The organism is Sphingomonas faeni, assembly GCF_040407495.1.
Taxonomy (GTDB): Bacteria; Pseudomonadota; Alphaproteobacteria; order Sphingomonadales; family Sphingomonadaceae; genus Sphingomonas; species Sphingomonas faeni_D.
Map to the genome: position 1 here is coordinate 644,509 of NZ_JAPZPP010000002.1, position 22,785 is coordinate 667,293.

22 protein-coding genes and 1 other RNA gene are annotated in these 22,785 nt (G+C 65.9%); 18 read left to right on the forward strand and 5 right to left on the reverse strand.

Going from position 1 to position 22,785, the window contains the following annotated elements; genetic code table 11:
- The first annotated feature begins 145 nt into the window (after nt 1-145).
- From O6W96_RS08045 to O6W96_RS08075, 7 genes are all read left to right on the forward strand, one after another.
- The gene (locus O6W96_RS08045; protein WP_353469060.1) at nt 146-721 is read left to right on the forward strand and encodes a thymidine kinase; all 576 of its coding nucleotides are present in this window, start codon (nt 146-148) and stop codon (nt 719-721) included.
- Nucleotides 722-890: 169 nt separating this feature from the next.
- On the forward strand, nt 891-1,916 hold the full coding sequence (gene truB, locus O6W96_RS08050; protein ID WP_353469061.1) for a tRNA pseudouridine(55) synthase TruB: 1,026 nt from the start codon (nt 891-893) through the stop codon (nt 1,914-1,916).
- Nucleotides 1,917-1,934: 18 nt separating this feature from the next.
- On the forward strand, nt 1,935-2,204 hold the full coding sequence (gene rpsO / locus O6W96_RS08055; RefSeq protein ID WP_055881152.1) for a 30S ribosomal protein S15: 270 nt from the start codon (nt 1,935-1,937) through the stop codon (nt 2,202-2,204).
- Between the two features lie 191 nt (nt 2,205-2,395).
- The gene (pnp, locus tag O6W96_RS08060) at nt 2,396-4,828 is read left to right on the forward strand and encodes a polyribonucleotide nucleotidyltransferase (RefSeq protein ID WP_353469062.1); all 2,433 of its coding nucleotides are present in this window, start codon (nt 2,396-2,398) and stop codon (nt 4,826-4,828) included.
- A 140-nt stretch (nt 4,829-4,968) separates the two neighbouring features.
- The gene (locus O6W96_RS08065) at nt 4,969-5,361 is read left to right on the forward strand and encodes a response regulator (protein ID WP_353469063.1); all 393 of its coding nucleotides are present in this window, start codon (nt 4,969-4,971) and stop codon (nt 5,359-5,361) included.
- A 137-nt stretch (nt 5,362-5,498) separates the two neighbouring features.
- Nucleotides 5,499-6,248, forward strand: a complete 750-nt coding sequence (locus O6W96_RS08070; RefSeq protein ID WP_353469064.1) for a GDSL-type esterase/lipase family protein — start codon at nt 5,499-5,501, stop codon at nt 6,246-6,248.
- A gap of 22 nt (nt 6,249-6,270) precedes the next feature.
- On the forward strand, nt 6,271-7,416 hold the full coding sequence (locus O6W96_RS08075) for an acyltransferase family protein (RefSeq protein ID WP_353469065.1): 1,146 nt from the start codon (nt 6,271-6,273) through the stop codon (nt 7,414-7,416).
- 270 nt (nt 7,417-7,686) lie between these two features.
- Here the strand turns inward: O6W96_RS08075 and ssrA are convergent.
- Nucleotides 7,687-8,042: a transfer-messenger RNA gene (gene ssrA, locus O6W96_RS08080) on the reverse strand.
- Nucleotides 8,043-8,163: 121 nt separating this feature from the next.
- On the opposite strand from ssrA, the gene O6W96_RS08085 reads away from it, so the two are divergent.
- The gene (locus tag O6W96_RS08085; RefSeq protein WP_107954747.1) at nt 8,164-8,595 is read left to right on the forward strand and encodes an RrF2 family transcriptional regulator; all 432 of its coding nucleotides are present in this window, start codon (nt 8,164-8,166) and stop codon (nt 8,593-8,595) included.
- A 147-nt stretch (nt 8,596-8,742) separates the two neighbouring features.
- Here O6W96_RS08085 and mscL read toward each other — a convergent pair whose 3' ends face one another.
- Nucleotides 8,743-9,213 carry a large conductance mechanosensitive channel protein MscL gene (mscL, locus tag O6W96_RS08090; protein WP_353469067.1) on the reverse strand — a complete coding sequence of 157 codons (471 nt, stop codon included), beginning with the start codon at nt 9,211-9,213 and terminating at the stop codon, nt 8,743-8,745.
- 101 nt (nt 9,214-9,314) lie between these two features.
- Between mscL and O6W96_RS08095 the strand changes: the two genes are divergently transcribed.
- From O6W96_RS08095 to O6W96_RS08110, 4 genes are read left to right on the forward strand one after another with little or no spacing between them, the layout of a single operon-like run.
- Nucleotides 9,315-9,911: a LemA family protein gene (locus O6W96_RS08095; protein ID WP_056051590.1), complete on the forward strand. Its 597-nt coding sequence runs from the start codon at nt 9,315-9,317 to the stop codon at nt 9,909-9,911.
- A gap of 11 nt (nt 9,912-9,922) precedes the next feature.
- Nucleotides 9,923-10,777, forward strand: coding sequence for a TPM domain-containing protein (locus O6W96_RS08100; protein WP_353469068.1), 855 nt, complete (start codon nt 9,923-9,925; stop codon nt 10,775-10,777).
- A gap of 1 nt (nt 10,778) precedes the next feature.
- Nucleotides 10,779-11,444, forward strand: coding sequence for a TPM domain-containing protein (locus O6W96_RS08105; protein ID WP_353469069.1), 666 nt, complete (start codon nt 10,779-10,781; stop codon nt 11,442-11,444).
- Nucleotides 11,441-11,944, forward strand: coding sequence for an NUDIX hydrolase (locus O6W96_RS08110; protein WP_353469071.1), 504 nt, complete (start codon nt 11,441-11,443; stop codon nt 11,942-11,944). The genes O6W96_RS08105 and O6W96_RS08110 overlap by 4 nt, the downstream gene beginning before the upstream one ends.
- Nucleotides 11,945-12,044: 100 nt before the next feature.
- Here O6W96_RS08110 and O6W96_RS08115 read toward each other — a convergent pair whose 3' ends face one another.
- Nucleotides 12,045-12,326: an ETC complex I subunit gene (locus tag O6W96_RS08115; RefSeq protein WP_056051595.1), complete on the reverse strand. Its 282-nt coding sequence runs from the start codon at nt 12,324-12,326 to the stop codon at nt 12,045-12,047.
- A 9-nt stretch (nt 12,327-12,335) separates the two neighbouring features.
- Complete coding sequence (gene hrpB / locus O6W96_RS08120; protein WP_353469072.1) at nt 12,336-14,864, reverse strand: ATP-dependent helicase HrpB; 2,529 nt, start codon at nt 14,862-14,864, stop codon at nt 12,336-12,338.
- A gap of 501 nt (nt 14,865-15,365) precedes the next feature.
- Here hrpB and O6W96_RS08125 point away from each other — a divergent pair.
- From O6W96_RS08125 to O6W96_RS08135, 3 genes are all read left to right on the forward strand, one after another.
- On the forward strand, nt 15,366-17,885 hold the full coding sequence (locus O6W96_RS08125; RefSeq protein ID WP_353469073.1) for a penicillin-binding protein 1A: 2,520 nt from the start codon (nt 15,366-15,368) through the stop codon (nt 17,883-17,885).
- A gap of 105 nt (nt 17,886-17,990) precedes the next feature.
- Nucleotides 17,991-19,118 (forward strand): peptide chain release factor 2, encoded by a 1,128-nt coding sequence (prfB, locus tag O6W96_RS08130; protein ID WP_056065876.1) that lies wholly within the window; start codon nt 17,991-17,993, stop codon nt 19,116-19,118.
- 23 nt (nt 19,119-19,141) lie between these two features.
- Nucleotides 19,142-19,837, forward strand: coding sequence for a class I SAM-dependent methyltransferase (locus tag O6W96_RS08135; RefSeq protein WP_107954741.1), 696 nt, complete (start codon nt 19,142-19,144; stop codon nt 19,835-19,837).
- Nucleotides 19,838-20,210: 373 nt separating this feature from the next.
- Here O6W96_RS08135 and O6W96_RS08140 read toward each other — a convergent pair whose 3' ends face one another.
- Nucleotides 20,211-20,561, reverse strand: coding sequence for a JAB domain-containing protein (locus tag O6W96_RS08140; RefSeq protein ID WP_353469074.1), 351 nt, complete (start codon nt 20,559-20,561; stop codon nt 20,211-20,213).
- 127 nt (nt 20,562-20,688) lie between these two features.
- Here O6W96_RS08140 and O6W96_RS08145 point away from each other — a divergent pair, with 127 nt between their 5' ends.
- The 3 genes from O6W96_RS08145 to O6W96_RS08155 all read left to right on the forward strand — a co-directional run bounded on the left by O6W96_RS08145 (nt 20,689) and on the right by O6W96_RS08155 (nt 22,714).
- On the forward strand, nt 20,689-21,483 hold the full coding sequence (locus O6W96_RS08145) for a thymidylate synthase (protein ID WP_353469075.1): 795 nt from the start codon (nt 20,689-20,691) through the stop codon (nt 21,481-21,483).
- A 54-nt stretch (nt 21,484-21,537) separates the two neighbouring features.
- Nucleotides 21,538-22,056: a hemerythrin domain-containing protein gene (locus O6W96_RS08150; protein WP_353469076.1), complete on the forward strand. Its 519-nt coding sequence runs from the start codon at nt 21,538-21,540 to the stop codon at nt 22,054-22,056.
- Nucleotides 22,057-22,249: 193 nt separating this feature from the next.
- Entirely contained in the window at nt 22,250-22,714 is a 465-nt protein-coding gene (locus tag O6W96_RS08155; protein WP_353469077.1) for a dihydrofolate reductase, read from the forward strand.
- The last annotated feature ends 71 nt before the right edge of the window (nt 22,715-22,785 follow it).

A 22,785-nucleotide genomic window follows, 5' to 3' on the forward strand; every position in this document is an offset into this window, starting at 1 on the left:
GGCCCAGATCGCTGCGAAGATATTAAGAACCCAGATGGCACCGCGCATAATCGTTCCCCGCTATCGTGACCGATGGTATCGGGTCGGCGTGCAATGTCCATCCGCGCGGTGGACGCATCCCGTAGCGCACGCCTAGAGACGTCCGATGGCCAAGCTGTATTTCTACTACGCCTCGATGAACGCGGGGAAGTCGACGAACCTGTTGCAGGCGGACTTCAACTACCGTGAGCGGGGCATGCGGACGATGTTGTTCACGGCGGCGATCGACGACCGGTTCGCGGCGGGGACGATCACGTCGCGGATCGGGCTGGAGGCGCCGGCAATCGCGTTCGATGCGGGGACGGATATCGGGGCCTGCGTTGTTCGACAGCACGGCGAGGATGCGATTTCCTGCGTGTTGGTGGATGAGGCACAGTTTTTGACGTCTGCGCAGGTCGATCAACTCGCGTATATCTGCGATGTCGTTGGCATTCCGGTGCTGGCCTACGGGTTGCGGACCGACTTCCAGGGGGCGCTGTTTCCGGGGTCGGCGCGGTTGCTGGCGCTGGCGGACTCGCTGGTGGAGATCAAGTCGGTTTGCGGGTGTGGGCGGAAAGCTACGATGAACCTGCGGGTCGACGGGAGCGGGCGGGCGATCGCCGAGGGGCAGCAGACGGAGATTGGCGGGAACGACCGCTATGTCGCACTATGTCGGCGGCATTTTTGTGAGGCTTTGGGGTAGCATCCCCACTCCCGTCATCCTGACGAAAGTCAGGACCCAGGGTACCGGACACCGTCGCTTGTGGCTCTGGGTCCTGACTTTCGTCAGGATGACGGAGTGGGTGGGGAACGGTCCCGCCTCGATAAGCGCCGTCGCCCGCTACTCGCTCGATACTGTAGGACTTACGCGCATGCATGGCTGGATCATTCTCGACAAGCCGCTGGGGCTTGGCTCGACGCAGGGGGTGTCGGCGGTGAAGCGTGCCTTGCGCAGCAGCGGGTATGGGAAGTTCAAGGTGGGGCATGGGGGGACGCTCGATCCGCTTGCTACCGGTGTTTTGCCGATTGCCGTCGGGGAGGCGACGAAGCTGGCTGGGCGGATGCTCGATAGCGACAAGATCTATGATTTTACGGTGATGTTCGGGGTTCAGACGGATACGCTGGATGCTGAAGGCGTGAGCATCGCCACGTCAGATGTGCGGCCTACTATGGCGGCGGTGGAGGCGGTGCTTACGCAGTTCACCGGGCCTATTTCGCAGGTGCCGCCCGCCTATTCTGCGCTGAAGGTGGATGGAGAGCGGGCTTATGACTTGGCGCGGGCCGGGCATGAGGTGGTGCTCGCGAGCCGGAATGTTACGATCCATTCGCTATCCTCCCCGGTACGGGGAGGGGGACCAGCTCAGCTGGTGGAGGGGGGCTTCCGCGAGCGTTCCGCTGGTGGCCAGCCCCCCTCCCCCCCCGTCCAAACGGACGGCGGTCCCCCTCCCCGTGCCGGGGAGGAATTGCAGGATGCACCTCCGCCCCACTCCCGCCTGGGGGAGATCACACTTACCGCGCACGTCTCGAAGGGCACCTACATCCGCTCCCTCGCGCGCGACATCGCGCTCGCCCTCGGCACCGTCGGCCACGTCACCATGCTCCGCCGCACCAAGGCAGGTCCGTTCGACCTCACCGCCGCGATATCGCTGGACAAACTGTACGAACTCGCTAAGGCCTCCGCGCTTGAAGATGTACTTCTGCCCTTGAGGGTGGCGCTGGACGACATCCCGGCTCTCTCCCTCACCCCCGACCAGGCAGGGGCGCTCCGACAGGGGCGTATCTTGGCCGGGATCGCCGCAGACGATGGCCAATACTTCGCCGAACTGGACGCTGTCCCGGTCGCGCTGGTCGAGGTCGAGGACGGAGACGTCCGGGTCGTTCGCGGTTTCAATCTGTGATGTCGAGGACATGAATTCATGACGATTACCGCTGAACGCAAGACCGAGCTCGTCAAGGAGCATTCGCGCGCCGAGGGTGACACCGGTTCGCCGGAAGTCCAGGTCGCGATCCTGACCGAGCGCATCAAGAACCTGACCGAGCATTTCAAGGGCCACAAGAAGGACAACCACTCGCGTCGTGGTCTTCTCATGATGGTCAACAAGCGCCGGACGCTGCTGGATTATCTCCGTCACAAGGACGGCCAGCGCTATCTGGATCTGATCGCGAAGCTCGGTCTCCGCAAGTAACTTAGACGGCTCCCCTCGGGGGGCCGTTTTCGTATATAGGGTTTGCCTCCGCGCATTTCGCGCGGAGGCAAACGCCAGAGCGCAATTCGGCGCAATGGCAAGGAGCGACAACTCGCTCCACACCGCCGCGGGCCGGCTAAGCCCGCACATAGGCCCCAAACGCATCTGGCGTTTGGAGTGAAGGAAAAAGAATGTTCGATACCAAGACCGTAAGCGCCCAGTGGGGCGGCAAGACGCTGACGCTCGAGACCGGCCGCGTTGCGCGCCAGGCAAACGGCGCAGTGCTCGCTACCCTCGGCGAGACCGTCGTTCTGTGCGCCGTGACGGCTGCACGGACCGTCAAGGAAGGGCAGGATTTCTTCCCGCTCACCGTCCATTACCAGGAGAAGTTCTCCGCGAGCGGCCGCATTCCCGGCGGCTTCTTCAAGCGTGAGCGCGGCGCGACCGAAAAGGAGACGCTGACCAGCCGTCTCATCGATCGCCCGATCCGTCCCCTCTTCCCAGAGGGTTTCTACAACGAGATCAACGTGATCTGCCAGGTTCTGTCGTATGACGGCGAGAACGAGCCGGACGTCCTCGCGATGGTCGCGGCCTCCGCGGCGCTGACGATCTCGGGCGTGCCGTTCATGGGCCCGATCGGCGCAGCCCGCGTCGGTTACGTCGATGGCGCGTACATCCTCAACCCGACGCTGGAAGAAGCCAAGGCTGGCGACCTCGACCTCGTCGTCGCCGCCACCGGCCAGGCCGTGATGATGGTCGAATCGGAAGCCAAGGAGCTTTCGGAAGAGATCATGCTCGGCGCCGTGCAGTTCGCCCACAAGGCCTGCCGCGAAGCCGCCAACCTGATCATCGATCTGGCCGAGATGGCTGCCAAGGATCCTTGGGAAATGGCCGAGCAGGCTGACCTGTCGACCGCCAAGGACAAGCTGAAGAAGCTGATCGGCAAGGACATCGCGGCCGCCTACAAGGTGACCGACAAGTCCAAGCGGTCTGACCTGCTGAACGCGGCTCGTGCGAAGGGCAAGACGGCGTTCGCCGATGCGTCCCCGCAGGACCAGATGGCTGCCGGCAAGCTGATGAAGAAGCTGGAGGCGGAGATCGTCCGCGGCGCCATCCTCAAGGACGGCACCCGCATCGACGGTCGCACCACCACGCAGATCCGTCCGATCGAGGCTATGGTTCACTTTCTCCCGCGTACGCACGGCTCTGCCCTGTTCACGCGCGGCGAGACGCAGTCGATCTGCACCACCACGCTCGGCACGCGCGATGCAGAGCAGATGATCGACGGTCTCAACGGCCTGTCGTACGAAAACTTCATGCTGCACTACAACTTCCCTCCCTATTCGGTTGGTGAAGTCGGTCGCTTCGGTGCGCCGGGTCGCCGCGAAGTCGGTCACGGCAAGCTCGCATGGCGCGCGCTGCACCCGGTGCTGCCGACCAAGGAAGAGTTCCCGTACACGATCCGCGTCCTGTCGGACATTACCGAGAGCAACGGTTCGTCGTCGATGGCGACGGTCTGCGGCGGTTCGCTGAGCATGATGGATGCGGGCGTTCCGCTGAAGCGTCCCGTGTCGGGCATCGCGATGGGCCTGATCCTCGAGGGCAAGAACTTCGCGGTTCTGTCGGACATCCTCGGCGACGAGGATCACCTCGGCGACATGGACTTCAAGGTTGCGGGCACGTCCGAGGGCATCACCACGATGCAGATGGACATCAAGATCGCCGGCATCACCGAGGAGATCATGGGCAAGGCGCTGGCGCAGGCCAAGGAAGGCCGCGCGCACATCCTGGGCGAGATGGCCAAGGCACTCGACCACACCCGTGAGGAACTCAGCGCCCACGCACCGCGCATCGAGAGCTTCCAGATCGACAAGTCGAAGATCCGTGAAGTCATCGGCACCGGCGGCAAGGTGATCCGCGAGATCGTCGCGCAGACCGGCGCCAAGGTCGACATCGACGACGAGGGCGTAATCAAGGTTTCGTCGTCCGACCCCGCGCAGATCGAAGCCGCGATCAAGTGGATCAAGGGCCTCGTCGAGGAAGCCGAAGTCGGCAAGGTGTATGACGGCAAGGTCGTCAACCTGGTCGATTTCGGGGCGTTCGTGAATTTCATGGGTGGCAAGGACGGTCTCGTCCACGTGTCCGAAATCAAGAACGAGCGCGTCGAGAAGGTCTCGGACGCCCTGACCGAAGGCCAGGAGGTCAAGGTCAAGGTTCTCGAGATCGATCCGCGCGGCAAGGTTCGCCTGTCGATGCGCGTCGTCGACCAGACGACCGGCGAAGAGCTGGAGGACACGCGTCCTGCTCGTGAGCCGCGCGAAGGCGGTGATCGTGGTCCGCGCGGTCCGCGTCGTGATGGCGATGGCGGTCGTGATGCTGGCGGCAACGGCGGCGGTGGTCGTGGCCCGCGTGGCGAAGGCGGCGCCGGTCGTGATGGGGGTGACCGCGGCTCGCGTGGCCCGCGTCGTGACGGCGATGGCGGCCGTGACGCAGGCGGCAACGGCGGTGGCCGTGGTCCGCGCCGCGACGGCGGCGGCAATGGCGGCGGCGAGCGTGCTGCACGCACCGACGGCGACAAGGCCCCCGAGTTCGCTCCGGCCTTCCTGACCGGCGATCGCGACTAAGCCTTTGCCGCCTAACGGCAAATGATGAAGGGGCTCGGGAAACCGGGCCCCTTTTTCGTGGGACGCTCGCTCTGCCCCATTTGTCGGTTCAAACGCGGGCGTTAGGGGAACGGACGACCGTGCCGTCTGTTCGAACGACTATGAATGCCATTCCAAAGTCCGTTGTTCTTGTCGTCGATGATGACCCGCTGGTTCGCGTCCACTCGCTTTTCGCGCTTGAGGATGCTGGGTATGAAGTCGTGGAAGCCGGCAATGCTGCCGATGCGCTGGCGTGCCTCGAACGGCGACCGGATATCGGCGCGCTATTTACCGACATCCGGATGCACGGTTCGCTCGATGGTGTCGCCTTGGCCAATGTCGTTCACGAACGCCGGCCAGACATAGCGATCCTCGTGACGTCGGGTGCTGAAGACGTCGCCGATGGGACGCTACCCGCGACCGCAAATTTCGTACGCAAACCCTATACCGGTGCGCAACTCAGCCGCTTACTGCCGCTGGACGACGCGTTCGCCAGAAGGTCCAAGCAGGTCTGAATTGCGCGGGCTTCGCGCCGCTGAGGATTCTATCTCGTTGAATCGAGGACATCTCTTAACCTTTAGCTTACGCCCGTTGGCTAGACCGGCGCGACGGCAACGGGTGAGGCGCAGTGGCGCAAGGCGATTTTCAGACATTGACGGCCGGACATACCGGCGATCGGGATTGCGCGCCGATCTGGGCAACGATCGCCAAGCTGTGCGTCGCAATGGCGGTGTTCGGTTGCGTATTCGGGGGATGGCTGTTCGTTGTGCAGTCCCGCGCAGAGACGCGCGCCGCCGAAGCACGGCTTCCCGGCGGCGGTGTTGCCGACCAATGCGCAATATGGTTCATCGGCAGTTCGTCGATCCACAAATGGACGACGTTGGAAACGGACATGATGCCGTGGCAGGCACGCAACCGCGGCGTTAACGGCGCCAGAATGCCCGAGTTGCTCGATATGCTCCGCAACGAACCGCGTCGGTCCCGGCCACAAGCGATCGTCTATTATGCAGGCGAGAACGACATCGCGAAGGGCGCGACCGCGGCCGACGATGTCGTCAACCTGCGTGCCTTCCTAGCGTTCCGGATGCATCGCTGGCGGGACGTTCCAGTCGTCGTCGTGGCGTTGAAGCCGTCCCCGACCCGCTGGGGCAATCTGCCCGAACAGACGCTGTTCAACACGGCGGCTCGGACAATCGCAGCGCAAACCCCCGGCGTGACGTTCGTCAACATCGTCCCCTACTTCCTAATCGCCCACCGCCCCGGACCCTATTATGTCGATGACGGCATTCACCTCAACCCGGCCGGATATGCGCGAATGACGCAAGCGATCCGGCCCGCGTTGCAGGCCGCGCTTCGGCACGACGACCGAGCCTCCTGTACACAACGTTCGCCGCAACCATGACCTGTTCCGTGCGTCACCGAGCATGAAACCCGGCGCCACAATCAGCAGGATCGAAGGCCTGTCGGTATGGCGCGCGATTCTGATGCTTGGTGGCGTCGTGCTGCATGGCGCCATGGGGTTGGAACACCTTCCTGTCTTTGTGGCGATACCGTTGATATCCCACGCGTTTCGGATGGGAAGCTTTATGCTGATCTCGGGATTGCTGTGCGGCCACGCGCTGGGCCGGCGCCGATCGCCGCTGGTCTGGCTTGGCCGACGCAGTGTCCAGATCGGCGTCCCATTGCTGTTCGGCTTGCTGGTGATCTGCCCCCTCATCGGCTGGATGATTGGCGACCTCGCTGATCCGACGCATGGGCCGTTCACGCTGGCGCACGACTGGTATCATCTCTGGTTCCTAGTGGCGCTGCTCGGTTATGCACCGCTGAGCTATGCCTTTCATCGCCTCGACCAGCGTAGGGATCTGATCGGGACGCTGGAGCGCATACTTGCCAACGCCCGCGGAGAAGCCGGTTCGGTGCAGACCGTCGCACTGCTCGCATCCGCATTCGCCTGCTGTGCGCTCATGATGATGACGCGGCAGATTTTGGCGGGGCACGCGCCGACGCCCTACGCGTCCGCCTTGTCGCATGTGCAGCTGATGCTGGGCTATGCCCCCTTCTATCTGCTCGGTTTCATACTCGCACGATCGCCGATGCTGTACCGCGCGGTGACGGCTTCGATCCGTACCCCGCTCATAATCCTGACGGCAGTTGGCGGACTTTACGCATGCTGGTTCGGCGGAATGGGCAGCAGGCTCGATCCGACGGAGCAGGCTGTCCTCGGCGACCTGATCGAACTCGTCGGCATGTCGCTGTGCCCGCCTGCCGCCTCGGTCCTGATCCTCCGATCCGCGGTCGCGATCCGAACCGTTCCACCGATCGTGCGCCGCCTCTCGGATGCATCCTTCACGATCTATATCCTGCATTTTCCCGTCATCATCGCGGCGAAACTCGCGCTGCTGAACGTGGCGTGGAACCCTTATGTAGAGTTTCTCATAGCGATCGTCGTCGGGTCGGTGATATCTTACGCAGCGCACGCGCTGTTGGTCGACCGGTATCCGGCGATATCGTTCATTCTCAACGGTAAGCTAGCAGACCCGGTACGAGCAAAAATCGCCGCGTCCGCCTAGGCCTGGAACGCCCTCGATCCACCGCGAAGTTGCGACCTACCCTTCGGCGCCTAGGCCGGACAGGATAGCCAACGTCACGACACGGCAATGACGCGGCATCGATAACCGTTTCGTCAGTAACGCCCGAACCAAGTTGCCAGCGGATCGCGGATTGACCGAGCAGTCTCCGATGCCATCGACATGCGAGTCGGCCGTTTGCGCCATGCTCGATGGGCTGGATACAATCGGAATAGTGGGGAGCTTCTGTTGCTCGGTGCCCCCCGTACCGCCGGTGTCCACTTCTGTTGCCCGGTGTGGCCCGAACCGCGCTTTCGTCCGTATAACTTAGGTCGTTAGACCGTCAGTTATGCGGCAATTGCGAGTGCTTCGTTATCGTTGGCACTTGTGTATGGGCCGTTGCGGTGGTCCCATTCCGAGCGAAACATAGCGTCGTTGAACACACGTCGATCCTAGTTCGACCCCGTCATCGTCCCCCTCTTGCGAAGAGGGCGGTGGTGGAGTCGCCGGGTACTGCCCCCGGGTCCGCTGTGTCTATGACACGCCACGGTTTATCGCCATAGCCGCCAAGAGAAGATTCCCCCGACGGCGTCACCGATATAGGGGGGCCGCATCGATCTGAAAAGCCCGGCCAAATGAAAAGACTGGCGCGGTGGGCGCCCTCCCCCGAATAAATCTCCGAAGGGTTAGCACACAGCGTGCCAAACCGCCTTCCGCTCGCCACAAAGCGCGTGCATAGCAACCTACATTATGTTGACGCAGCGCTCCCGCTACGCGCTCCGCGCGATGATCTTCCTTGGCGGCGCCCCCGCCGGTGGCCCTCCCATCCCGATGACGCGGATCGCCGCCGAGGCGAACGTGCCGCGCAAATTCCTCGAGCTGATCCTCGCCGACCTGCGCGAGTCCGGCCTGTTGCACAGCCATCGCGGCAAGATGGGCGGGTATCGCCTGTCACGGCCGAGCCACTTGATTTCGCTCGGCGAGATCATCCGGATCATCGAGGGGCCGCTGGCACTGGTGCCGTGCGTGAGCCGGACCGCGTACCGGCCGTGCCTCGACTGCAAGAGCGAGGCAGACTGCGCGATCCGCTTTGCGATGATGCGGGTGCGGGACGAGACCGCGCGGATCCTCGATGGGACGAGCTTGGCGGATGCCAACGCCGAGGAACTGGTAGCAGCGTAACCCTATCCTTCTCCCCTAGGGGAGAAGGTGGCGCGGCAGCGCCGGATGAGGGGGAGTTGGGATGCGCTCCCAAGCCTCACTCCCGTCCCCCTTCCGTCGCCTATGGCTCCTCCCTCCCTCTCCCCGACGGGGAGAGGGACAAGGCGATCACGCCCGCGCCTTCAGCTCGTCGCGAATCTCGCGAAGCAGCGCGATCTCGACCGGCTCCGGCGCAGGCGCAACGGCCACCGCCTCTTCCTCGCGCTTCAACCGCGCCGTCTCACGCTCGATCAGCGCCGCCGTCCGGTTCACCACGCGCAGGATCATGAAGATGATACCCGCGACGATCACGAAATTGACCAGCTGCGTCGCGAACGCGCCATAGCCGAGCAGCGGCACGCCCGCCTTCTTCAACGCCGCGTAATCGCTCAGCGAGCCCGCATAGTTCGCCGGCACCGGCCCCATCCGCCAGAAATAGCTCGAGAAATCGAGCCCGCCGAAGATTTTGCCGATCACCGGCATCAGCACGTCGTCGGTCAGCGACGTGACGATCTTCCCAAACGCCGCGCCGATGATCACCGCGATGGCGAGATCGAGCACGTTACCGCGCATGATGAACGCCTTGAATTCCTTGAGCATGTCGCCCCCTTTGTTGCCGGGCAAGGCTAACCACCGATTTCGGTTTCGCCAACCCTGCGGACTGTCCTATGAGGGTGACACAGGTATTCAGGAGAGCCCCGATGTCACGTGCCCCAATCGCCCGCGGTACCGCCGCGATCCTCCTCGCATCGGCGCTGGCCGGGTGCGGGATCAACAGCATTCCGACCGCGGAAGAGACCGCGAAGGCACGCTGGGCTGACGTCCAGAACAATTATCAACGCCGCGCGGACTTGATTCCCAACCTCGTCGCGACGGTGAAGGCAGCGGGCGCACAGGAAAAGGATATCCTCGTCCAGGTGACGCAGGCACGCTCGGCTGCGAACTCCGTACAGGTTTCAGCCGCCGATCTGTCCGATCCAGCGAAGATGGAGCAGTATCAGCGCGTCCAGGGTGCCGTCGGCGTGTCGCTCCAGCGTTTGCAGGAGGCGTATCCCGAGCTGAAGAGCCAGGCCAATTACACCACGCTGATGAGCCAGCTCGAAGGTACCGAGAACCGCATCACGATCGCACGGCGCGACTATAACGGCGCGGTGCAGGCGTATAACACCAAGATCCGCACCTTCCCCGACGCGGTCGGCGCGAAGATCTTCTACGGCGCCAAGCCGATGGTGCCGTTCGCGGCCACCACGCCGGGTGCCGAGACCGCGCCGACGGTGAACTTCGGCAACGCGAGCTGATCGGGGGCCCTATGCTCCGCCACCTCCTGACGCTCGCGTTCGCGGGGTTGCTGGGAAGCAATGCTGCGACCGCGCAGACGCTTCCCAAGTTCACCGGCTTCGTCGTCGATGCGGCGAACGTCATTCCGCCCGATCAGGAAGCGGCGCTGACCAAGCGGCTCGACGACCTGCAAAAGACGACCGGCCACCAGCTGGTGGTCGCGACGGTGCCCGATCTCGAAGGCTATCCGATCGAGGATTACGGCAATCGCCTGCTGCGGAGCTGGGGCGTCGGGCTGAAGGATGCGAACAACGGCGCGATCCTGCTGGTGGCGCCGAACGACCGGAAAGTGCGGATCGAGGTCGGCTATGGGCTCGAACCGGTGCTCACCGATGCGTTCTCCAGCGTCGTCATCAACCAGCAGATCCTGCCGCGCTTCAAGGCCGGCGACATTCCCGGCGGGATCGTCGCAGGCACGAACGCGGTGGCGGACCAGCTTGCGCTCCCCGATGCCGAAGCGCGCGCGAAGGTGGCGGCGGCTGCAGCCGAGTATGACAAGACGCATCGCCGGTCGAATTCAGGCGGCGGCGGCGTGCCGATCGGGCTGATCTTCTTCGGGATCGTGCTGGCGGCAATCGTCATCCCGATGATCTCGCGGCGCGCGGGCGGCAAGCATTACGTCGATGGCGGCAGCCGGAGCGGTGGCAGTGGCGCCTTGCCGATCGTGTTGTGGAGCATCGCCGACGCGATGACCCGCGGCGGCGGGAGTGGCGGCGGAGGCTGGGGCGGTGGCGACGACAGCGGTGGTGGCGGCTGGGGCGGCGGTGGTTTTGGCGGCGGCGGCGGGGGATCCGGCGGCGGCGGCGGCGCATCGGGGGGGTGGTGACATGCGATTGAGCGACACCGACCACGACCGCGTCACGGCGGCGGTCACCCAGGCGGAGACCGCGACGACCGGCGAGATCGTCACGATCGTCGCGCGGCAGTCCGATGCCTATCACGACGTGTCGATGCACTGGGGTGTGCTGGCGATGCTGCTGACGTTGGCGCTGCTCGCGTACCGCCCGGTCGCAGCGGACCATATCTACGCGCTGGTCGATCCCTGGCAGGCGGCGCCGCAGGGTGCGCTGTACGTGGTCGCGCTGGTGCTGGTGACTCTGGTGTTCCTGGCAGTGCGGCTCGTGCTGACGTGGACACCGGCAAGGCTCGCGCTGACGCCGGGCGCGACCAAGGCGCGGCGCGTGCGGCGGCGGGCTTTGCTCCTGTTCCGTGCGGGCGCCGAGAAGCGCACCAAGGGTTCCACCGGCGTCTTGCTGTACCTGTCGCTCGCCGAGCACCGCGCGGAGATCATCGCCGACGACGCGATCCACTCGCGCGTGCCGAACGAGACCTGGGGCGCGGCGATGGCGGCGGTGCTCGTCGGCGTTCGCGACGATCGCCCGGCCGATGGCATGGCGGATGCGGTCGCGCAGATCGGCGCGGTGCTGGCCGAACATTTCCCCCGCACCGGTGCGCCGGTGAACGAACTTCCGGACAGGCTGATCGAACTATGAGCAAGACCGTATGGGCCGGGAAATTCCTGACCGTGCAGACCGAGGGTACTTGGGAGTTCGCCGCGCGCCAGAGCGACATCGCGGCGGCGGTGATCGTCGCGATCGACGAGGGCGACGTGATTTTGGTGGAGCAGTTCCGCGTGCCGCTCGGCCGCACGTGTCTCGAACTGCCGGCCGGGCTGGTCGGTGACGAGACCGCGGGCGAAAGCGTCGCGGTGGCGGCTGGTCGTGAGTTGGAGGAGGAGACCGGCTACCGCGCTGACGCGATCGAGGATCTCGGCGAGTTCTACTCGTCGCCGGGGATGACGTCGGAATGCTTCACGCTGGTCCGCGCGACCGGGCTGACGAAGGTCAGCGATGGCGGCGGGGATGGCGACGAGAACATAACCGTGCACCGGGTGCCGCTGGGGGACGTGCCGGCGTTCGTGGCGGAGAAGCGGAAGGCTGGCGTGGCAATCGACACCAAGATGCTGCTGATCCTGGCTGGGTCGATACTCTAACCATGACCTGTTTCCCCGCGAAGGCGGGGACCCAGACTGGGCTCCCGCCTTGCGGGAGAACAAGTTGGTGCGGGAGGGCCTAGCGCCGCTCCCTCCAAGCTTACTTGAAGTTATCCGCGTAGCTCTGGAGCTTCAGCGTCTTCTGCGGCGCCGGCACCACCGTGTAGCCGAACCCCTCGCGCTCGCAGTGCGCGATCGCCGCCTCGGCAGTCGGGAACAGCAGGCGCAGCTGATCGCGCGTGTCGCCGCTACCGGCCCAGCCGGTGAGCGGGTCGGGGCGCTTGGGCTCCGACGGTTCGAATTCGAGCTGCCAGGCGTCGGTCCGGTGCTTGCCGGACTGCATGGCGTTCTTGGGGCGCTGGAAGATACGGGCGGTTGGCATGAGCCCCCCTTATCGCGAACCGGCGGCCCTTGCATCCGCCTTTTTCGTGCGCAGCGTCGCGGACGCCGCGGCGGGGTCGTCGGGCCAGGGGTGCTTGGGGTAGCGCCCGCGCATTTCCTTCGCCACCGCGGTCCAGCTGCCTGCCCAGAATCCGGGGAGGTCGCGCGTAGTCTGGATCGGGCGGCCGGCGGGGGATGTGAGGCTCAGCACCAGCGGCACGCGCGCCTCGCCGATCACCGGGTGGACCGCGAGGCCGAACAGGGCTTGCACGCGGAGTTCGACCCGGGGGCCGCCTTCCGCGGCGTAGTCGATCGCGTGCGTGCTGCCGGCCGGGCTGGTGAAATCGGGTGGCGCGAGGCGGTTGATCGTCTGCATCGCGTCCCAGCCGAGCAGGTTGCGCAAGGCTTCGGCGAGTGCGCCGGGGGCGATCGCGTCGAGTCGGCGCTTGCCGGTCAGGAGCGGGGCGAGCCATTCTTCGGCGCGGTCGAGCAGGGTCGCGTCGTCGAGCGGTACGCCGGCATAGGCGGCGCGGTCGCGCAGGGCTTGGGCGCCGTCGCTCCACGGTAGCAGCGCGAGGCCGTGCTCGCGGACGCCGTCGATCAGCGCGGCAAGAATCGCGTCGGGGTCCGCGCCGCTATCGGGGCCGCTCGACAGCCGGATCGCGCCGAGGCGGCGTTCGCGGAGCGCCTGGATGCCGCCGGTCGTGGGGTCGAACGTGACGATGCGGCGGGATTCGATGCGGTCGGCGAAGAGGGTTTCGACGGTGGCCTGATCGATCGCCACGGCGGAGAGAATGCGCGCGCCGGCGGCCGAGCCTTGCGTGTCGGCGACGGCGAGCCATTCGGAGCGGGCGAGCGGCGAGGTCGGGTCGAGCTTGAACCCGCGTCCGCCGACGGAGGCCCAGGTTTCGCCGGATGGGTCGCGGCGGCGGGCGACCCGGTCGGGGAAGCCAAGCGCGACGCAAACTTCTGCCCCCCCTCCCGCAGGCGGGAGGGGGTTGGGGGGTGGGCGCCCGGCTTCGGCGTCGCGCGAGGAGGATGGCGCGAGCCCACCCCCCAGCCCCCTCCCGCTTGCGGGAGGGGGGGCAAGTTTCGCCCACCTATCCGCCATGGCGCGTGCCGCCTGCGCCTTCGGACCACGTTCGGTTTTCCAGCGGCGGAGGCGGGTTTCCAGGTCGACGTCCTGTCCACCGATCCCGCGCTCGCCGAGCAGCACCGCGATTTGCGCCGCTACGTTCGCCAAGCCGCGTTCCCCCGCCCTCAGCAGCATATGCGCCAGTCTCGGCGGCATCGGCAGCTTGGCAATCGCGCGGCCATGCGACGTCGGGCGACCGTCTTCGATCGCCTCCAGCGTCGTCAGCCGCGCCATCGCCTCGTCGATAGCCGCGGCGGGGGGCGGGTCGATCCAGCGGAGGTCTCGCGGATCACCGACGCCCCAAAGTGCGCAGGCAAGGACTAGCGCGGACAGGTCCGCCTCCAGGATTTCTGGCGGGTCGTACCGTGGAAGGCCGGCCGTCGCCGCCTCCTCCCACAAGCGATACGCGATCCCCGGCCCAAGGCGCGCGGCGCGGCCGGCACGTTGGGTTACCGCGGCCTGGCTCGCACGTTCGGTGACCAGGCGCGTCATACCGGCGGCGCGGTCGTAGCGGGGGCGTCTCGCCAGCCCGGAGTCGACGACGATGCGGATGCCGTCGAGCGTCAAGCTGGTCTCGGCGATGCTGGTGGCGAGCACGACCTTCCGCCGGCCGTCTGGTTCGGGGAGGATGGCGGAGCGTTGCGCGGCGGGGTCGAGGCTGCCGTGAAGTTCGTGCAAGACGATGTCGTCGGGCAGATTGGCGAGGCGGTCGGCGGTGCGCTCGATCTCCGCGACGCCGGGGAGGAAGGCGAGCACGCCGCCGTCCGCCTCACCGAGCGCGCGGCGGACCGCGGCGGCGACCGAGTCCTCGATCCGTAGTTCGGCTTGGCGGCCGATGTGGCGGAGGGTCAGCGGGTAGCTTCGGCCTTCGCTCTCGATCACCGGGGCGCCGTCCATCAGCGCCGCGAACCTTGCGCCGTCGAGCGTTGCGGACATCGCGACGATGCGGAGGTCGGGGCGGAAGCCGGCTTGCACGTCGAGCGCCAACGCAAGGCCGAAGTCGCCGTCAAGGCTGCGTTCGTGGACTTCGTCGAACAGCACCGCGGACACGCTGGCGAGTTCGGGATCGGCCTGGATACGGGCGACGAAGATGCCCTCCGTAATGACCGTCACGCGGGTCGCGGCGGAGCGTTTGCTGTCCATGCGGGTGGCGTAGCCGAAGGTCTGGCCGACGGGTTCGCCCGCGGTGGAGGCCATGCGTTCGGCGGCGGCACGGGCGGCGAGGCGGCGGGGGGATAGGAGGAGGATCTCGCCGGTGCACCAGGGTTCGGTGAGGAGGGCCGGCGCGACTGCGGTGGTTTTGCCGGCGCCTGGGGGAGCGACAAGGACCGCGGAAGTGCGGTCGCGGAGGGTGGCGAGGAGGTCGGGGAGTACGGCTAGGATCGGGAGCGGCGGCGGGGTCATGCGCGCCTGCTGCCACAGTAGCGGGGTTGGCGACAGGTTTTGCTTGGGCGGTCCCTTGGGAAGGTGCGGGTTCAAACCGATGATCGCGCGCCTTAGATCCTCCCCCGCCAGGGGGAGGTGGCGCCGAAGGTGACGGAGGGGGAGGGCACGGAACAGATGTCGTTCCTTACCTCCCCCTCCGTCTGGCAAGTGCCAGCCACCTCCCCCTGGCGGGGGAGGATCGAAGGGCCTTGAGAAGGTCGATGGCTACCCGTCATCTAAAGACACCGCCCCGGCGAAGGCCGGGGTCCAATTGGGAAACGGCGGTGAAGGCCATTGCGCTCCGTTACTGCCACCTTTCCAATTGGGCCCCGGCCTTCGCCGGGGTGGCGCGCATATGCGCATGGATCGATCACCCCACGAGTTTGTCGCTGCCGAACGCGTTGCGACAGCCCACCCCGCCCCTATCCCACCGAAGGCTGGCAAGCGCCCGCGAACCTGCTAGACGCTGCGGCAGTAATCATGGCGTCCGATCCCTCCCCCACCTCGACAACGGCGACAGGCCGCACTTCCGACCGGCTGCGCGGCAGGGTTGCGCGCGCCTGGGCGAGTCGGTGGACCAAGGCGGCTCTTGTGCTGGTGGTGCTCGGCTTCGTCGCGATCTTCGCGTTCTGGTTCGCGGTCATGCGCGACCTGCCGTCGGTCGACACGCTGCGCACCTACGAGCCACCGTTGCCGACCAACGTGCGCGGGATCGATGGCGCACCGATCCACTCGTACGCGCGCGAACGCCGCGTGGAACTAAGCTATGCCGAATATCCGCCGCTGCTCGTAAAGGCGTTCCTCGCCGCGGAGGACAAGTCGTTCTTCGAGCATCACGGCGTCGATTATCCCGGCCTCGCCGGCGCGGTGTACGATTATGCGACCAAGCTAGGCACCGGCAAGCGCGCCAAGGGTGGCTCGACGATCACGCAGCAGGTCGCGAAGAACCTGTTGATCGGCAACGCCTATTCGCCATCGCGGAAGCTGCGCGAGGCGGTGCTGGCGTACAAGATCGAGGATACGCTGACCAAGGAGCAGATCCTCGAGCTGTACCTCAACCAGATCGCGCTCGGGCGTAACGCGTTCGGCGTCGAGGCGGCGAGCCACGCGTATTTCGACAAGGAGCTCGACCAGCTCGATCTCGCGCAGATGGCGTATCTCGCGATCCTGCCGAAGGGTCCGTCGAACTACGATCCGGTGCGCAACACGGAGCGCGCGATGATCCGGCGCAACTATGTGCTCAACCGGATGCTCGACAACGGCTTCATCACGCGCCCGCAGCATGATCAGGCGAATGCCGAGCCACTCGGCGCGGTGATGCGCCGCACGCCGAAGTTCGAGAGCGTCGGCGGCTATTTTGTCGAGGAAGTCCGTCGCCAGCTGATGGCGAAGTTCGGCGAGAACGCGAAGGACGGGCCTTACAGCGTCTATTCGGGCGGACTGTGGGTGCGCACCTCGTTCGACGCGAAGCTGCAGGATCTGGCGCAGCAGGCGTTGCGTGATGGTCTGGTGCGGTTCGACAGCGGGCGCGGCTGGAACGGTCCCATCCGTCATGTCGAAATCGAGGACGACAACTGGCTCCAGCCGTTGCTCAACAGCAATATCGCACTCGACTACCGCGATTGGGTCGCGGCGATCGTGACGGGCAAGGACGGCAATGCCTGGAGCCTAGGCTTCCGCACCGGCAAGACCGGCACGCTGCCGCGCTATGCGGCGCAGATGCCGGTGCGCGGCAAGGGCGGCAATGCGTTCGGCGCGATCGAGGTCGGCGACATCATCGCGGTGGCGCCGGATGGCGGCGAATTCTCGCTGCGGGCGATCCCCAAGGTCTCGGGTGCGTTCGTCGTCGAGGAGCCCGCGTCGGGCCGCGTGCTCGCGATGCAGGGCGGGTTCGACGACCGCTTGCAGGCGTTCAACCGCGCGACGCAGGCGATGCGCCAGCCGGGCTCGACCATCAAGCCGATCGTCTATTCCGCCGCGCTGGACAACGGCATGACGCCCGCGTCGATCATCGTCGACGGGCCGTTCTGCGTCTATCAGGGCGCGCGGCTGGGGCAGAAATGCTTCCGCAACTTCGGCAATTCGCGCGGGTCCGGCCCGCACACTATGCGCTGGGGCATCGAGCAGTCGCGCAACCTGATGACGGTGCGCGCCGCCGCGCAGACCGGCATGCCGAAGGTCGTCGCGACGATCAAGAAGATGGGCGTCGGCGATTACGCTCCGTATCTGTCCTACGCGCTCGGCGCCGGCGAGACGACCGTCGGTCGGATGGTCAACGCGTATTCGATCCTCGCCAACAACGGCAAGGGCGGCCCGCCGTCGCTGATCGACTTCGTGCAGGATCGTCACGGCAAGGTAATCTGGCCGGAGAACTGGCGGCCGTGCGATCGCTGCAACGCGCCCGACTGGGACGGCAAGCCGATGCCGCGGCCGATCACGCGCCAGCGCCAGGTGCTCGACGCGATGACCGCCTACCAGATGGTCCACATCACCGAAGGCGTCGTCCAGCGCGGTACCGCGGTGACGCTGCGCGATCTCGACCGGCCGATGTTCGGCAAGACCGGCACGAACAACGGCCCGACCGACGTGTGGTTCGTGGGCGGCACGCCGCAGTTCGTCGGCGGGCTATATATCGGTTTCGACACGCCGAAGAACCTAGGTGGTGCGGCACAGGGCGGCACGCTCGCCGCGCCGATCTTCAAGCAGTTCGCGGTGAAGGCGTATGAGGACCTCCCCAAGCTGCCGTTCCGCGCGCCGGCGGGGATCCGCATGGTCCGGATCGATCGCGCGAGCGGCCGGCCGGTCTATGGCACATGGCCCGACACCAGCGATCCCAAGCCCGCGGTGATCTGGGAAGCGTTCAAGCCCGAGAGCGAACCGCGGCGTGCGGCGCGACGCTCGGATATAGCCCCCACGGCTGCCACGACGACGACCGCGGTGAAGAAGGCCGAAGCCCCGCGCGACAGCGATTTCTTGCAAAGACAAGGCGGAATCTACTAGCGCGCTTATATAGACGTCATCCCGGCGGCCGCCGGAGACCCGCCCCGCTCGCTTGGGACGGCGATCCCGGCCTCCGCTGGGAAGACGGAATTTTTGGAGAATATCATGCGCGCCGAAGCGCAGGCTCACGTAGACACCATCAACGACGCGCTGGCGCTGCTGCGCCGCTTCCTCGACTGGGACCGCGCGCTGCGTCGTCTCGACGAGCTGAACGCGCGCGTCGAGGATCAGGCGCTCTGGTCCGATCCCAAGGCCGCGCAGGAGGTGATGCGCGAGCGTCGTCGTCTCGACGAGGCGATCAGCGCGACGCGCGCGATCCAGAGCGAGCTGTCGGACACGTCTGAGCTGATCGAGATGGCCGAGGCCGAGGGCGATACCGAGATGGAGGCGGACGGCGTTGCGTCGCTCGCCGAACTCGCCGCGCGTGCCGACAAGGACAAGATCAAGGCGCTGCTCGCGGGCGAAGCCGACGCCAACGACACCTATATCGAGGTGAACGCCGGCGCCGGCGGGACCGAGAGCCAGGACTGGGCCGGCATGCTCAGCCGGATGTATTCGCGCTGGGGCGAGCGCCACGGGCTGAAGGTCGAGCTGGTCGACCAGCATTCGGGCGAGCAAGCGGGAATCAAGTCCGCCACGCTGCTGCTCAAGGGCGAGAACGCGTACGGTTACGCGAAGACCGAGAGCGGCGTGCACCGGCTGGTCCGAATCAGCCCGTACGACTCGGCGGCGCGGCGGCACACGTCGTTCGCGAGCGTCTGGGTGTACCCGGTCGTCGACGACAATATCGAGGTCGAATACAACGAGAGCGACCTGCGCATCGACACGTATCGCGCGTCGGGCGCCGGTGGTCAGCACATCAACACAACCGATTCGGCGGTGCGCATCACGCACATTCCGACCGGCATTGTCGTGCAGTGTCAGAACCAGCGCTCGCAGCACAAGAACAAGGCCGAGGCGTACAACCAGCTCCGCGCGCGTCTGTACGAACGCGAACTGGCGATCCGCGAGACTGCTGCCAACGCTGAGAATGCCGGCAAGACCGATATCGGCTGGGGTCACCAGATCCGTTCGTACGTGCTGCAACCGTACCAGATGGTGAAGGACCTGCGCACCGGCGTGGTGTCGACCAGCCCGTCGGACGTGCTCGACGGCGACCTCGAGATGTTCATGGCGGCGGCGCTGTCGCAACGCGTGACCGGCGAGGCCGTCGAGGTGGAGGACGTCGATTGAGCTTGCGGGGCGCCCTTGCCCTGATGGTCCTGCCGATGCTTGCGTTATGCGCGTGTGACGGCAGCAAGCCGCTGATCAAGCGCGAGCCGAAGGAGCCGGTGTTCCCCGCCGCGGATCGTCCGGTCGCGTCGATCGTCTCGACGCGCTGGTCCAACGAGGAAGCGCGCGATCGGCTGAACGAGGCCGGCGAGGTCATGAACAAGGGCGAGATCCGCAAGGGCATGACGGTCGCGGATATCGGCGCGGGCGAAGGCTATTACACGATCCGTCTCGCGGCGCGCGTCGGCAAGGACGGCCGCGTGCTCGCGGAAGACATCATCCCGGCAGTGCGCGACCAGCTCGCGGAACGCGTCGCGCGCGAGGATCTGGCGAACGTCAGCGTGAAGCTGGGCGAGGCGAACGATCCCAAGCTGCCCGAGGCGAGCTTCGACCGCGTGCTGATGGTGCACATGTATCATGAGATCGAACAGCCGTACGAGTTCCTGTGGCGGTTGCGGCCATCGCTGAAGCCTGACGGGCTGGTGGTGGTGGTCGATGCGAACCGGCCGACGCAGAACCACGGCACGCCGCCGGCGCTGCTGAAGTGCGAGTTCGCGGCGGTGGGCTATACGCAGGTCGATACCGACGACATGCCCTCAGCCGGAGGCTATATCGCGACGTTCCGTGCAAACGGGCCGCGGCCGGCGCCGGAAGCGATCCGGGCGTGCCGGCTGGGGTGAGATTGGGTTCGGGTCGTGACTCAACCAAGCACGCCACTCCGGCGAAGGCCGGGGCCCAGTTGGGAAGGCAGCGGTAACGGCGTTAGGCGCTAAGTTGGCGCCGTCCCCCAACTGGGCCCCGGCCTTCGCTGGGGTGGTAGAATTGGGGGGCAAGTGCTCCTCACACTCTCACATCATCCCTCTCGCACGCAGATCTATGCACCGGTCGCCGGCAATCCGACGGCGGCCCACACTTCCTTGTTCTCCCGCGAAGGCGGGAGCCCAGTCTGGGTCCCCGCCTTCGCGGGGAAACAAACTTTTCTGTCGTCATCTGAAAGCTGACGCCCCATCTCGCTGATGCCAGCCTCAGTTCGGTCGGGATCGATGCGACAAGTCAGACGATCCCCATCGCTCGCAAACTCGTCACCTCGTCCCCCGCGATCACTAGGTGATCGAGCAAAACCACTTCCAACGTCCGCAACCCCGCCTCCAGCGCCCGCGTGAACGCCACATCGCGCGCGCTCGGCGTCGCATCGCCGCTCGGATGGTTGTGCGCCAGGATCACCCCGTGAGCGCCGAACGCCAGCGCATCTACCGCGATCGTTCGGATCGAGATCGCCACCTGATCCCGCCCGCCGATGACATGCCGCATTCCGAGAAGTCTCCGATTCGGATCAAGATAGGCCACCGCGACCATCTCGACGGTCGCATCTCGCAACCCGGAGAACAGCGCGCGAGCTGCCAAGAGGTCCGCGATACGAGGAGATGGCACGAGCAACGGCAGCACGTACCCGCCTGCCCCGCGGCACCGGCTACGGCATGCGCAACTGCATCCGCTTGAGCCTCCGGCCCCGCGCCGCTACGCCCCCAGCATGCGCCAATATCTAAACCTCATGGACCGCGTGCTCTCGACCGGCGTCGAGACGATGGACCGCACCGGCACCGGCACGCTCAGCGTGTTCGGCGCGCAGATGCGCTTCGATCTCGCGCAGGGCTTCCCCGTGCTCACGACCAAGAAGCTTCACCTCCGCTCGATCATCGTCGAGCTGCTGTGGTTCCTGCGCGGCGACACTAACGTCCGCTGGTTGCAGGACCGCAAAGTCGCGATTTGGGATGAGTGGGCGGACGAGAATGGCGACCTCGGCCCGGTCTACGGCAAGCAGTGGCGCGACTGGGTCGCCGCGGATGGGCGCCACATCGACCAGATCGCCGAGCTGATCGCGCAGATCAGGACCAACCCCGCCTCGCGCCGCCAGATCGTCAGCGCTTGGAATCCGGGCGACCTCCACGCAATGGCGCTCGCGCCGTGCCACTGCCTGTTCCAGACGCACGTCGCCAACGGCAAGCTTTCGCTGCAACTCTACCAGCGCTCGGGCGACATCTTCCTCGGCGTGCCGTTCAACATCGCAAGCTACGCACTGCTCACGCACATCCTCGCGCAACAATGCGGGCTCAAGGTCGGCGAGTTCATCTGGACCGGCGGCGATTGCCATCTCTATTCGAATCATCTCGAGCAGGCGCAGTTGCAACTGACCCGCTCGCCGGGACCTCTCCCGCGTCTTGAGATCGTGCGGAAGCCGGACTCGATCGACGCGTACGAGTATGAGGATTTCGTCCTCCACGATTACGTCGCGCAGGCGCATATCAAGGCCCCGGTCGCGGTCTGAACAGAGAGCGAATCGCAATAGGAACCGGGCTGGCGCTGTGCGGTTCAGATGCGCATGGACATTACACAGCTCATTCTCGACGAACACGCGCAGCAGCGTGCACTGTTCGCGCAGATCGATTCGATCGACGCCAAGGATACCGAGGCGCTGTCGGCGCTCTGGACCCGCCTCAAGAACCTGCTCGACGCGCATGCCGAGGCGGAGGAACGCTTCTTCTACCCGCGGCTGATGAAGATCGGCACCGGCGGCAACGACGCCGAGTCCGCCGCCGAGGAGACCGAGGACGCGATCGAGGATCACAACGACATCCGCGATACCGGCGAGGCGGTCGACAAGCACCCGGTCGGCTCGGACGCGTGGTTCGCGGCCGTCGGCGAGTGCAACAAGGCGAACAGCGATCATCTGGCGGAGGAAGAACGCCAGGGCCTGACCGACTTCCGCAAGCATGCGACGCTGGAAGAGCGGCATGAGCTTGGCGTGCGGTTCGCGGCGTTCGAGGCGAATCATCTGAATGGCGTGAAGGTCGTCGACAAGGATCCCGAGGCGTATGTGAAGGAGCACGCGCCGGGGTAACCCGCCCACTTCCTTACCACCCCGGCGAAGGCCGGGGCCCAATTGGGGAACGCCGCTGATTAGCGTTGCGTGCCGTGACCGCGACCTCTCCAATTGGGCCCCGGCCTTCGCCGGGGTGGTTTCTCGTGAGGCGGGGTATGCCGACTAAAACGCGGGAGTAGCTCTCCGCCCTTCATTCCGGCATGACCGCCACATGATCATCTTCTACCTCGCCCGCGCCACCAACGGCGTGATCGGTCGCGACGGCCAGCTCCCCTGGCGCCTCCCCGCCGACCTGAAGCGCTTCAAGGCGCTGACGATGGGGAAGCCGATGGTGATGGGCCGGAAAACGTTCGAGAGCTTCCCGAGCCCCCTCCCCGGTCGCCGTCACATCGTCCTCACGCGCGGCGACTGGACTGCTGACGGTGCAGAGGTCTCGCATTCGGTCGAAGAAGCGCTCGCAATGGCGGGCGACGACGTCGCGGTGATCGGCGGCGAGCAGATTTACGCGCAGTTCCTTCCCCGCGCAGACCGCATCGAACTGACCGAAGTCCACGCCGCCCCCGAAGGCGACGCGACCGTCCCCGCCTTCGACGGCTGGCACGAGATCGCCCGCGAAGACCACCCCGCCGAAAACGACCGCCCGGCCTACAGCTTCGTCACGCTAACTCGCGTCTGAGCTGTTCTCCCGCGAAGGCGGGAGCCCAGACTGGACTCCCGCCTTTGCGGGAGAACAAGACGCGCAGCAGA